Raw genomic sequence first — 12,086 nt, forward strand, 5'->3', positions numbered from 1 at the left:
GTTTAAATGCTGCGGAATTTTATGAAATATCTCAGTATCAGAAAACAGAAGAGTTCAAGGAAAAATATAAAAAGAGAGCTTCTATAGAAGGTAAAAATGCTGAACTCAAAAGATTTCATGGACTATGTCGAGCAAGAGGATATGGCTTAATAAGTGTGTCGAAACAATCAAAGCTAGCTGCAATAGCGGTAAATATCAAGAGGATAGCAGCAATAGTCTCCTCTTTTATATCTAGTTTTAAGGGAACTTTAGAAATGACAGACTATTTTTTACATTTGTCAAAATTTCTTGCGATTTAACGAAAAAAAGGACCAGTTTTTCACTGATCTCGGACGTTTTGTTTGCCACCTGATAATGGCAAAGAAAAACCGTCCCATTGACTTTAGTCTGTGCTATAATTAATATTAGCCACAAAGCTACTTGCTTTAGACCAATTTGCTGGAGGTGTAATTTCATTGCTATATATATTTTTAGTTGTATCCACCTTACTATTTTGGGGATTTATAACCATCGTTAAAAAAAATCTCAATATGAAGACTAAAGAAGGTCTATATAAACACGTAAACAGGCTTCATAGATGGGGAGAAATACTAATTATTATTTTGTCATTAACAGTTTTATACTTAATAGGTTTTGTGTATTTAAGACAGCTTAAGCCCCACTACTTTTTGATGGCTTTAACTGCACTATATGGCTTTCGTGGATTTATGGAATGGAAGTTTGAGAAGGCTTCTAACGAGTATATTACAAGCTTTTTAGCAGGTATTTTTCTCTTGTTTATTTTCTTAAGTGTAGAATTATTCTTCATGTAGGAAAATATCTAGTGACCATGGCGCATGTCCTCTTTCCCTCGACGATTTCTGTGATGATTTCGTCTAGCGTTGACTCTTCAAGTCGTTGTGTTCTGCTAGGTTTAAACTCGCTTCTTCCTTAACCTTTTCATCTGATAAATTATATAAATGCTGCAAAAAAAAGTAGCTTGCACATTAATTCCGGTTCTTTAGCAGGTCGTCCAAATTCCTTGCAATAGCTATTCTCTAGTAATCCATTGATAAAGCTAAAATCTACTACTGAATCTATTCTTTTTAGTATATGATTTTCTGGTATTTTATTATATAATGATGAGTGAAAAGATGTTTGCTTTGGCTTATGTCGTAGCATGAAAAAAACCCCTTTTGGTTTTGTTTGGTCGTACTTACATTATACCATAAATGGGGTTTTTTTTGTCTAAAATCAAGTGTTTTCAATGATTTAAAAAATATTTTGCACTTAATATACAAACATAGTGTAAGTTAAACTGGATGTTTACAGGGGACTTTTTCACTGGTCCCAAAACGTCCCCATGGCGCATCTGTTGAATAGATGGCAAACAAAACGTCCCCATGGCGGGGTGAGGAAAGTTTGATAATTTGTCCGCACATTTCCCACTGTTTATCCGTTATACATAGTGAAAGGAGGTTTCTATAGTGTCTTTAGACATCAAAGACCAATATGACAAAATTCATAAGTACTGTTATTTCAAAACAAAAAACTGCCAGCTTGCAGAAGATTTAACACAGGAAACCTTCCTTAAATATTTTAGTCAAACCTCATACATAGACCGCGGAAAACCTTTGGCCTATTTATACACCATAGCAAAAAATTTGTGTATTGATACATTAAAAAAACCAAAGATTGAAGCTTTAGGCGAGGATACTACAACAACCGATGAATTGACTTCTATAGAAATAAGTTTCGTTGTTAGACAAGCTATGGATACGTTGCCTAAGGATTTAGCAGAAATTGTTATGCTTAGAGTTATAAATGAATTATCTATGGCAGAAGTATGCAGTATAACACAGCTTTCACGGTTTGTAGTTTATAGAAAGCTGAAGGCTGCACTTAAACAACTTAAATTGATTTTAAGGGAGGAGGATTTACTTGAATAGAATAAAAAAAGTACTAAAAAAGGCATATGATATACCCTTATCAAAGGAAAAAGAAGCCTTTTTGCAAAGGTTGAATTTTCCAAAATCAAGCTATAAGGATTTTTTTATTTATCAAATATCTTATATTCAAAAACGTGTATGGATTCTATCTACAGCATTGATAGGTTTGATTTTGATGCTATTGCATTTTGAAAATATCACTGGCGATGCCTTGAAAATCATTTGGATTACATCATCTGTATTACCTTTTATAGCATTGGTGGCAATTACAGAAATATCACGTTCAATGTCTCATAATATGGCAGAAATTGAGATGAGCTGCAGATACAATCTTGCAGATTTAATGTTGGCAAGAATAAGCATTTTAGCAGCATTTAATTTTATACTATCCAATATTCTTATACTGGGTATCCAAGGAAAAACAGCTTATAGTCCAATACGGATAAGCTTATATATTTTTGTACCTTTTCTCTTAACCTGTTTAGCATCGCTGATTGTACTAAACTATATTAAAATCAAAGAAACAACGTATATTTGTGGTGGAATAAGCTGTTTTATCAGTGGAATAAACGCTCTTATTATCGGCTCAAATCAGATTGCCTATACAGACAAATTTGTTGGATTTTGGGTAATTATATTTATTGCTTTGATGGTTGGTATTATAGTGGAAATAATTGATTTTATAAGAAAACTGGAGGAATTGCATTGGAACTTACAATTGACCGCTTAACGAAGCAGTATCAAAATAAAATTGCAGTTGACAGGGTTACTCTAACACTCACTAATGGTGTATATGGCCTTTTAGGGGCCAATGGTGCAGGGAAAACTACCCTTATGCGTATGCTGTGTGGAATTTTAAAACCTACAAGCGGAGAAGTAAAATTTGATGGTATTGATGTAGCAAGTGAAAATTATCGTGATGTTTTAGGATATCTTCCACAGGATTTTGGATATTATCCTAAATTTACTGCCTTTGAATTTTTATGCTATATAGCTACACTAAAAGGCTTGCCAAAAGAACGGGCAAAAGAAAAATCAAAGGAATTTTTAGAACTTGTTTCTCTTTCAGATGTGGCACAAAAGAAAATCAAAACATTTTCCGGTGGCATGAAACAACGACTTGGAATTGCACAAGCAATGCTGAACAATCCAAAGATTTTAATATTAGATGAGCCGACAGCTGGTCTTGACCCAAAAGAACGTGTTCGCTTTCGTAATCTGATTTCTCAGCTTGGAGAAGAAAGGATTGTACTGTTGTCAACACATATTGTTTCGGATATCGAAAATATTGCAAGAACTATATTGGTGTTAAAAAATGGACAGCTTATTCACAATGGAAGCCTTGAGCAAATTATCCAGGTGATCGAAAATAAGGTCTGGCAATGTACAGTTGACCGTAAAATGGCAAATGAGTTAAGTAAAGAATACCCTATTATAAATTTGAGACAGGAGGTAGATGGGATATTTTTGCGACTTATATCTTCAGAAAATCCCTGTAAAGATGCTGTCAGAGTTACTGCCACTCTTGAAGATTTATATCTATACTATTTCAGTGAGGTGAATAAGGATGAATAGTTTTTTTCAACTTGTAGGCTTTGAATATAAAAAAATCCTTAAAAGAAAAAGCACACTAGCAGCTGTTGTATTAATTGGGATTTTAATAGCTAGTGCTTCCTTAAGCAGTGTTACAGGAAAGTCCTACTGGCACTCAGATGGAAATAATATATCATCCTTTGAGGCAATGAAAAAGGATAGAGAGGTTAGACGAAGTACAGCCGGGGTAATTGACGAAGATTATATAGTTAGGGCAATCCAACAGAACGCCTTAATGATAGCTGATGACAACAATTATTTCATCAACAATTACGGAAGGTTCTTAAAATCCTCTGCTTATATAAAATATGCCTTGCCTTATGAAAATGCAGTGAATATAATCAATGTTGCATATGAAAGCAATTTTGAAGCCTATGCCACCGATGGTTTTTATGTATTCAACAGCATGACTACTCCAATTGATACACTTGAATTAAAGGATGTAAAAAATTTCTATCCAAATATACAGAAACAGGCATTATATAAAATAGCTACTGATCCTGCCTTAACACAGGCAGAATTCCAAAAACACACAGAGATGCTGGAAAAGGTATCAGTTCCTTTTAAAACAGGTTATTCAGTAGGATACGAAAAGTTTCTAAGTTTATTTGATACCGTTGGATTATTCGTACTGTTGTCTGTAGCAATATGTGTTGCACCTGTTTTTGCAATTGAATATCAAACCAAAACAGACCAGCTTATTCTATCTTCAAAATATGGTAAGAACAAAGTTATCTGGGCTAAAATATTTACAGGTTTATCATTCACCTTAATTTTTTCTGTAATAACAATATTTGTATTCTTATTTACGGTGCTTGTATTGCTTGGGTTTGATGGTGGCAATGTAAGCATACAGGTGATTAATCCCCTTACCACATACCCTATGACAATATTTAAAGCGTGTATTGTTCTTTCTCTGGTAACGGTACTTGCCAGTTTGATGTTTTCAATGATAGCGATGGTCTTTTCTGCTGTTCTTAAATCATCATTCGGGGTAATCATAGTGTCATTTATGTTTTTGTTTTTACCTGCCTTTATAGTTATATCTCCGATAAATAGATTACCTTACAGGCTATTGCAGTTATTCCCAATTAAAATGATGTCCTTCTCAGGAGTATTTTCACAATACTTGTTTAACATTTGGGGAACGACTGTTACCCCTGCAGTATTTTATTCGGTATTTTGCATAATTGTAACTGTACTTGTTATGCCCTTTGCCTATGGTGGATTTAAGAATCATCAGGTTGGATAAGTACAGAAAAGCCAATATCAAAGCCAAGAAAGGAAAGTCCCAGAGGAAAACCATGATTTTACTCTTCATTATTTTTGTTATTAGGCTTTGATAGTTCATCATGAATCATTTCAAAGCCATTTTTAATATTATATAAAATTAGTATAAGAAGCATAATTACAATAAGTTGAAACATTGACAAATCTCCCTTCTGACTATTTTTGAATTATTTATATCCTTTATAGCATACCCTCAATTATTATATAATTGCAATAAAATGGGAGTAAAAGCTTACTCCCATTTTAAATATTTAAAAACAGCTTCTTTAAATTTTCATTATATGGTGGGTAAACTATACCCTTTTCAGTAACTATGGCTGTAATAAGTGAGTGGGCAGTTACATCAAAGGCTGGGTTATAGACCTTAATTCCTTCAGGAGCTGTGGCTTTACCAAACCAGTTGGTTACTTCATGGCTGCCTCTTTCTTCTATGGGGATTTCAATCCCTGTTGGAGTTGAAAGGTCGATTGTAGGTGTTGGTACTGCAACATAAAAGGGTACTCCATAGTGCTTTGCCATTACTGCCAGCTGTAGTGTTCCAATCTTATTTGCAGTATCTCCATTGGCGGCTACCCTATCTGCTCCTGTTATAATGGCATCCACCTTGCCTTGAGCCATTAAGGAACCCGCCATATTATCACAGATTAAGGTAACATCGATACCACCATGGTGTAGTTCAAAGGCTGTTAAGCGAGCTCCCTGTAAATAAGGCCTTGTTTCATTGGCAAAGACCTTAAAGCTCCACCCCTTTTCCCTTGCCAAGTACATCGGTGAGGTGGCTGTTCCATATCTTGAGGTTGCTAAACTTCCTGCATTACAGTGGGTCATTATGGTCATTCCATCCTTCAGTATCTTAAGGAAATTTTCTCCTATGCTGCGATTTATTGCTTCATCCTCTTTATGTATTTTAATAGCTTCCTCCAAAAGTGCTTTCTTTTTATCCTCTATTAAGAGATTTTCTAATTCTTTAGCCCTTTTCTTCATCCGGTCTAAAGCCCAAAAAAGGTTTACTGCTGTTGGCCTAGACTGAGAAAGATAGAGTGCCTTTTCATCAACAAATTTCATGAAATCCTCATGGCTTACAAAGCTTTCATCTTTAACTGAAAGATATACACCATAGGCAGCAGCAATTCCAATAAGAGGAGCCCCTCTAAGCTCCATATCCCTTATAGCATTGAAAACATCTTCAACTGTTGCCTTAATATTATATTCAGTCTCCATTGGTAGCTTCAGCTGATTTAATATATAGAGCTTTCCTTCCTTCCATTCTATGGGCCTAATCATTTCCTTCATAAATTTTTAGCTCCTTCAATGTTTTCTCTTAACATATCTGTAACTTCTTCAATATTATTGAATTGATGTCGGTTCATAATAAGGATTTCTCCAAGTTCTAAAAGCTTAACCTGTACATCTCTACGTTTTTCTAAGTTTTCTATACCATCTACATCTATATTATGGGCTAAACCATGGACTCTACGTATCATAACAACACCACAGTATCCAATTGTATCTATGAATAGGTTTCTCATGAATTGGTCTCTATAGCCTTCTACCCTTGCTGATATGTCTTGAGCATCCTTTTTCCAATTCTCTATAAACTTTTTTTCAAAGAGTCTATGTAATCTTTTTACAGTTTCAATTAAGTAGCTTCTATAATCTTGAATTTTTTCAACATCTTCATCCTTACCACTCCATGATACATAATTTATAAAAATGTTACCTATAATTTTACCAACGTCAAAGGCTGCAGGACCCATAAATGCAAATTCTGCATCGAAGATTTTTGTTTCTTCTTCTCCTGCGAAAATTGAGCCAGTATGGAGATCACCATGTATTAAGCTTTGAGCCTCTGTCAAAAACTTATATTTTAATTTTGAAGTCTCAAGCCATAACTCCGTCTTCTTCCAAAATACCTCTTCTAAATAAGGTTTAAGCCTTGGGTTAATGTTATTTCTGTCGGCATCATAGTATGGATCTGTAAAAACAAGATCTTCTGTTATTTTACAGAGCTCCACATTAATAAACTTAGCAACTAGTCTTTTCTTTTCTTCAGAGCTCATGTGCATATCTGAGGTATAGAATAGCGTATCGGCTAGGAAGGTTGAAATATGCTCTGCGAATTTAGGGTGCTTCTCCATTTTCATCATACCATATCTCATAAGCTCTAAATGGGAGAGGTCTTCCATTACAATTAAGGCTAGCTCATCGTCTCGATGAAGAAGTTTAGGCACAAGATTAGGTACTATTCTGTTGTGAATTTCTAGAGCATTAGCTTCAAAGATTGTCCTTTCAACACTTAATGGCCATCCTTCTCCTACAACTCGTACATAAGGTAGTGCCTGCTTTAGTACAACAGAGGTTCCAGATAATGTGTCCTTAACTATGAATACTAAATTTAAATTGCCATCGCCTACCTCTCTTGAAGTAAGGTTAGAGGTTTCACTAAATATGCCCTGCTTCATTAAATAGTCAATTGATAAATTTTCATTCATTTGATAATAGCTCAATGATAAAACCCCCTATTCTCTAATTGTCTTACTATAGCTTTCTAAATATATTTTCCTCATTTCATCTATTTCCTTTAATGAAATGGGTTCTGTGTTGCTATTCATTCCTCTAACTATAGTAGCCAACTGAGCTGATTTTTCAGCTATTTCAGCCACTGTCATTGCCTCCCTTAAGGATCTACCCACAGCAACCATTCCATGCTTTTCTAACAGAGCAGCGTAGACTCCACCTTTTAAAGCCTCTACAGTATTTAAAGCCAATTGATTTGTTCCAGGCAATGCATATTGGGCTAAGGGTATATTTCCGCCAATAATCTGGGCTTGGTCTTCTGTATAGCAGGGGACCTCTTGGCCAATTACCGCAAATGCACTGGCATATATACTATGGGTATGGACTATAGCTTTAAACTGTGGAAACGCCTTATAAATCATTAAATGGAGGGGCATTTCACTAGAAGCCTTAAGCCTACCCCCAATTTGAAGTTCATTTTCCAAATCAATTACTGCAATTGCATCCTCAGTTAATTCTTCATAGGGTATTCCTGATGGAGTAATCCACATGGTTTTTTCATAGCATTTACTAATGTTACCCCAAGTTCCCTTAACTAAGCCGCTTTTAGTTATACTTAAGCCTACGTCAATTATTTCTTTTTCTATACGCATTTAATCACTCTCAATTCTTTAGCATAGATTACTATTTCTATTTAATATTTACATAATTCTAATTATTTTACTACTTACTTATATATGTACCATTTTTTTATTTGCTTACACAATTTCTACCTTTTTTCTTAGCCCTATAAAGGGCTTTGTCGGCAGCCTTTAAAACCTCCTGTGGAGACTTTAATTCCTTAATTTTTTCTGATGCTCCAATACTTATGGTTACATGTAATTTTTTTAAAGGATTTCTGTTTTTCACTACAGTTTGAGGCTTCTTTTTAGGCCTATTTTTATCCCTTATTATAAATTCTCTTTTTGCAATATTTTGTCTCACTTCCTCAAGATAGGGTAATGCCTCCTTTAAGTTCTTACTTGGAAAAAGTATAGTAAACTCTTCCCCACCATACCTATATGCCTTACCTTTACCTTTAACCTGTTGGATTGTGGCAGCCACCATCTTCAATACTTCATCTCCTACATCATGTCCATGCTTATCATTAAATTTCTTAAAAAAATCAATATCCAGCATGGCAATTACATAATTACCACTTAACTTCATCATTTCTTCCCGAAGAGCTCTCCTGGCCGGCAGACCAGTTAATTCATCTAAATAGGACATATTATAGGTTAGCTGAATAATAGCACTAATAAGTATAATTCCACCACTACTGAAAAAAATTGATGCTAACAATGCATTTTCTACAAAATTAATTGATACAAATACTGAAATTATAACCCCAAGTAAAAATGGATCTAGGAAGGTCTTGTATGCAATTAGCTTTACTAGTATGATAGCCAACGCAGCAATAAATAATAAAAAAGCATAATGGGGTACAGGACTTCCTATTTCCCATGGAAAAATAGGGCTACTCATAAAAGTAATGATTTTAGAATACCCACCAAAATATATCCAAATTAAATAGCAGGCTTGGAGAAAAATAAATCCAAACCTTAAAAGACCCCATGTAGTTAAATAGCCCCTTTCTTTAAGGGAGGAAAAAAACAATATATTCATGGGTATGAAAAAACAAATGCTTATATAAATGTACGTGTTGAACCAAAGGGGATTAACTGCAATTTGACTTATGATTAAGGTTAACAGAATAAAAAAGATACGACTTCTATTAAATTGAATTGCCATAAACATCCCAAATGTATATATAACATATGGAGCATATTGTGTAATTGTAAGTACTGTAGTAGGAAAAGAATCTATATAAAAATAATATAAAACAGCTATAAATGTAACAACAATGGAAGTAATCATTTTCTCATCCTTTCACATATGACACCATAAGCGAATACTTTTAAGATTATGTATTGTTTCATTATAGCAACCTTTATATTATGTTTCAATAAGTTTAGGGTTCTAAATTTAATGATCACTTCAAGTATTTAAGATAAGCTTTTTCCTATATCATATTACTTATATTAGATATTATGCGCTCCCCATGTCTAGTAAATTTGAAACCATGATTTCCCAGAAAAAAACAAATTGTCGTCAATCTCCTAGGTATATTGCCTATTAGTGATCGACGACATATAGTTTATCTAACAATTGATTTAATATAATAGATGGTTAATATAATTCACTTTGTTGCTTTATAACTTTATTTACTAAAGGAATTATGCAATTTTTTTAATTATTTAAAGCAATTTTACACGCCCCTAATAATCCAGCATCATTTCCAAGCATTGCTTTTTTTATATGGGTATGGTTTTTATAAGATGGCATCACACGCAAAGAAAATTCACGATTTAAATCCTCAAAAAAAGTATTTCCTGCTTCTGAAATTCCTCCTCCAATCAAAATCAAACCTGGATCTAATAAATACGTTAAATTAACTAAACCAGTAACAACATGTTGAATGAAGGTTTTATAGACGTTTATAGCTACAGGATCTTTTGCTAAAACTTTATTAAAAACTATTTTCCCATCTAATGATCCTGTTTCAATCCCTGCAGCTTTTTCATAAGCATCTACCAAAGCACTTGTTGAAGCGTATCGCTCATAACAACCACTTCCACCACAGCCGCATGGAACACCATTTTCTACAATTACCATGTGTCCAATTTCTCCAGAACCATTTTTTATTCCCTTTATTAGTTTGCCTTCAGCGATAATGGCTCCACCAATACCTGTTCCTAAGGTAAGACAAACAAAATTTGAAGTGTGTTTCCCTGCCCCCATCCAGCTTTCACCTAAAGCAGCAGCATTAACGTCATTTTCTACTTTACAAGGCAATTTTAACTTATCAAAAAGAACCTTAGAAAGCTGCGCACCAGTATACCCTGGAATGTTTTCGCTGGCAAATATTATTTCACCCTTTACAGGGTCTACATTACCAGCTGTGCTAATCCCAATTCCATTGATATGAAAATGACATGACATTTCTCTAACCAAAGATTCCATTAAAATGGGAATCGTTTCATTGCAATTACTCTTTGGAGTGGGGTTTTTGGATTTAAAATGAATTGTCCCCGCCTCATCGATTATAGCATATTTTATAAATGTACCACCGACGTCAAAACAGATGATTTTATTCATACATTGCCTCCAATATCTATTTGCTTTACAACCGTTAAAAATTTTATTCTTCAACGTATACAACAATTAAATTAGGGTGAATTTGTAACAGAGATGCTGGTACCTCTGGTGTAATGGGACCAAAGAGGGCTGCTTCAAGAATATTTATTTTACTTGTATCGCCTACAACCAATAAAATAGTTTTTGCCGTCATAATTGCTTTCATTCCCAATGTAATGGCAAATTTAGGCGTTTGAGCTTCTGATTCAAAAAATCTAGAATTAGCTTTTACAGTCATAGCATGTAATTCCACCAAATGGGTGTTTTTATAAAATTCACTCCCAGGCTCATTAAAACCAATGTGCCCATTATGTCCAATTCCTAATAGTTGCAAATCAATGCCACCTAGACCTTCAACAATATGATCATAACGTTTACACTCGCTCTCATAACATTTTGCAAGTCCATTGGGGATATGTGCTTTTTTTACATCAACATTAATATAATCGAAAAGATTTTCTTTCATATAATAATGATAGCTTTGCTCATCTATTATCCCCAAACCACAATACTCATCTAAATTTACAGTCTTTACACTTGAAAAATCTAGATTGTCATTTTTATAGTATTTTATCAAATTATTATAAATTCCTATTGGCGTAGAACCAGTAGCTAGACCTAAAACCGAATTAGGTTTTAAAGTAACTTGAGCAGCTATAATTTGAGCAGCTTCTTTACTCATTTCTTGATAATGCTTTACACGTATTATTCTCATGAATTATACCCCTAGACGCTTACATTTTCTTTAATAGACAGTTCTTCCCAGATCAAAAATGCTATTACCCATATAAATTATTTAATACAGACCTTACTTGAGCAATGCGTGTATGATCTGCTTTTTCTACTGATGCTTGGCAAATCTTTATACAAGACTTTTCAGTGTTTTTACGATAAACCATAGCGCTTCCTACATCCACTTTTCCAGAAAGATGATAATGTGTGCAGCCTGTTTTTTCATAGATTGTCGTCACGTTGCTTGAATTAACGCCAGCCCCTGGCATTATGGTGATTTGGTCTCCATATTGCACCTGAATCTCACGAATATATTCTACACCTAAAAGAGCATTTTCCTGTTGACCTGACGTTAATATGCGACAAACACCCATTTCAATTAACCGAGGGATATCACCTTCTGGTTCCTTCGCCTCATCAAAGGCTCTATGAAAAACTACCTTTAACGGGTTTGCTATCGTCACAACCTCTTCTAAACGCTTTAAATCAATCCTTCCATTCCTCAATAGCATTCCTGTGACAACACCATCAAAACCCATTTCCTTTGCTAAGACAATATCGTTTTTCATAGTTTCAAATTCTAAGTCATCGTATAAAAAATCACCTGATCTTGGGCGAATCATTACAAAAATCTCAATGTCTCTTTGTGTACTGGCCTGTTTCATTAAACCATAACTCGGTGTCAATCCACCTAAATTTAAAGCACTACAAAGTTCAATTCGATTGGCACCGGCTTCCTTTGCAATTAATAGTGACTCATAAGAATCCACACATACTTCTAAAATCATA

The 12,086-nt window shown here is 34.3% G+C and carries 13 protein-coding genes and 1 pseudogene; 6 read left to right on the plus strand and 8 right to left on the minus strand.

Features of this window, described 5'->3' with window-relative positions:
* Positions 1-299: transposase (locus tag BLP68_RS11930; RefSeq protein ID WP_176758996.1), on the plus strand; the 299-nt coding region annotated here is incomplete at its 5' end.
* 156 nt (positions 300-455) lie between these two features.
* Complete coding sequence (locus BLP68_RS11935; RefSeq protein WP_091543823.1) at positions 456-812, plus strand: DUF4181 domain-containing protein; 357 nt, start codon at positions 456-458, stop codon at positions 810-812.
* 40 nt (positions 813-852) lie between these two features.
* Here BLP68_RS11935 and BLP68_RS11940 read toward each other — a convergent pair.
* Positions 853-1,161, minus strand: a pseudogene (locus BLP68_RS11940) (transposase); the annotation flags it as partial.
* 305 nt (positions 1,162-1,466) lie between these two features.
* On the opposite strand from BLP68_RS11940, the gene BLP68_RS11945 reads away from it, so the two are divergent.
* The 4 genes from BLP68_RS11945 to BLP68_RS11960 are packed head-to-tail and all read left to right on the plus strand — an operon-like array spanning position 1,467 to position 4,773.
* Complete coding sequence (locus BLP68_RS11945; protein WP_091543825.1) at positions 1,467-1,928, plus strand: RNA polymerase sigma factor; 462 nt, start codon at positions 1,467-1,469, stop codon at positions 1,926-1,928.
* Positions 1,921-2,658, plus strand: coding sequence for a hypothetical protein (locus BLP68_RS11950; protein ID WP_091543828.1), 738 nt, complete (start codon positions 1,921-1,923; stop codon positions 2,656-2,658). The genes BLP68_RS11945 and BLP68_RS11950 overlap by 8 nt, the downstream gene beginning before the upstream one ends.
* Positions 2,634-3,503: an ABC transporter ATP-binding protein gene (locus tag BLP68_RS11955; RefSeq protein WP_091543830.1), complete on the plus strand. Its 870-nt coding sequence runs from the start codon at positions 2,634-2,636 to the stop codon at positions 3,501-3,503. Before BLP68_RS11950 ends, BLP68_RS11955 begins: the two co-directional genes overlap by 25 nt.
* Positions 3,496-4,773 carry an ABC transporter permease gene (locus BLP68_RS11960; protein ID WP_091543833.1) on the plus strand — a complete coding sequence of 426 codons (1,278 nt, stop codon included), beginning with the start codon at positions 3,496-3,498 and terminating at the stop codon, positions 4,771-4,773. The genes BLP68_RS11955 and BLP68_RS11960 overlap by 8 nt, the downstream gene beginning before the upstream one ends.
* A gap of 281 nt (positions 4,774-5,054) precedes the next feature.
* On the opposite strand, the gene mtnA is transcribed toward BLP68_RS11960, so the two are convergent.
* The 7 genes from mtnA to BLP68_RS11995 form a co-directional block, all read right to left on the minus strand.
* Positions 5,055-6,104 carry an S-methyl-5-thioribose-1-phosphate isomerase gene (mtnA, locus tag BLP68_RS11965; RefSeq protein WP_091543836.1) on the minus strand — a complete coding sequence of 350 codons (1,050 nt, stop codon included), beginning with the start codon at positions 6,102-6,104 and terminating at the stop codon, positions 5,055-5,057.
* A complete protein-coding gene (gene mtnK / locus BLP68_RS11970; protein ID WP_207647915.1) occupies positions 6,101-7,318 on the minus strand; it encodes an S-methyl-5-thioribose kinase in 1,218 nt (405 codons plus the stop codon). The genes mtnA and mtnK overlap by 4 nt, the downstream gene beginning before the upstream one ends.
* A gap of 12 nt (positions 7,319-7,330) precedes the next feature.
* The gene (locus BLP68_RS11975) at positions 7,331-7,981 is read right to left on the minus strand and encodes a class II aldolase/adducin family protein (RefSeq protein ID WP_091543839.1); all 651 of its coding nucleotides are present in this window, start codon (positions 7,979-7,981) and stop codon (positions 7,331-7,333) included.
* Between the two features lie 97 nt (positions 7,982-8,078).
* Positions 8,079-9,245 (minus strand): GGDEF domain-containing protein, encoded by a 1,167-nt coding sequence (locus BLP68_RS11980; protein ID WP_091543842.1) that lies wholly within the window; start codon positions 9,243-9,245, stop codon positions 8,079-8,081.
* 372 nt (positions 9,246-9,617) lie between these two features.
* Positions 9,618-10,526, minus strand: coding sequence for an ROK family protein (locus tag BLP68_RS11985; RefSeq protein WP_091543844.1), 909 nt, complete (start codon positions 10,524-10,526; stop codon positions 9,618-9,620).
* 43 nt (positions 10,527-10,569) lie between these two features.
* The gene (nagB, locus tag BLP68_RS11990) at positions 10,570-11,280 is read right to left on the minus strand and encodes a glucosamine-6-phosphate deaminase (protein ID WP_091543848.1); all 711 of its coding nucleotides are present in this window, start codon (positions 11,278-11,280) and stop codon (positions 10,570-10,572) included.
* A gap of 64 nt (positions 11,281-11,344) precedes the next feature.
* Positions 11,345-12,085: a copper homeostasis protein CutC gene (locus BLP68_RS11995; protein WP_091543850.1), complete on the minus strand. Its 741-nt coding sequence runs from the start codon at positions 12,083-12,085 to the stop codon at positions 11,345-11,347.
* Position 12,086: the final 1 nt, after the last annotated feature.

It is taken from the genome of Alkaliphilus peptidifermentans DSM 18978, from assembly GCF_900101495.1.
In the GTDB taxonomy this organism is placed as follows: Bacteria; Bacillota; Clostridia; order Peptostreptococcales; family Natronincolaceae; genus Alkaliphilus_C; species Alkaliphilus_C peptidifermentans.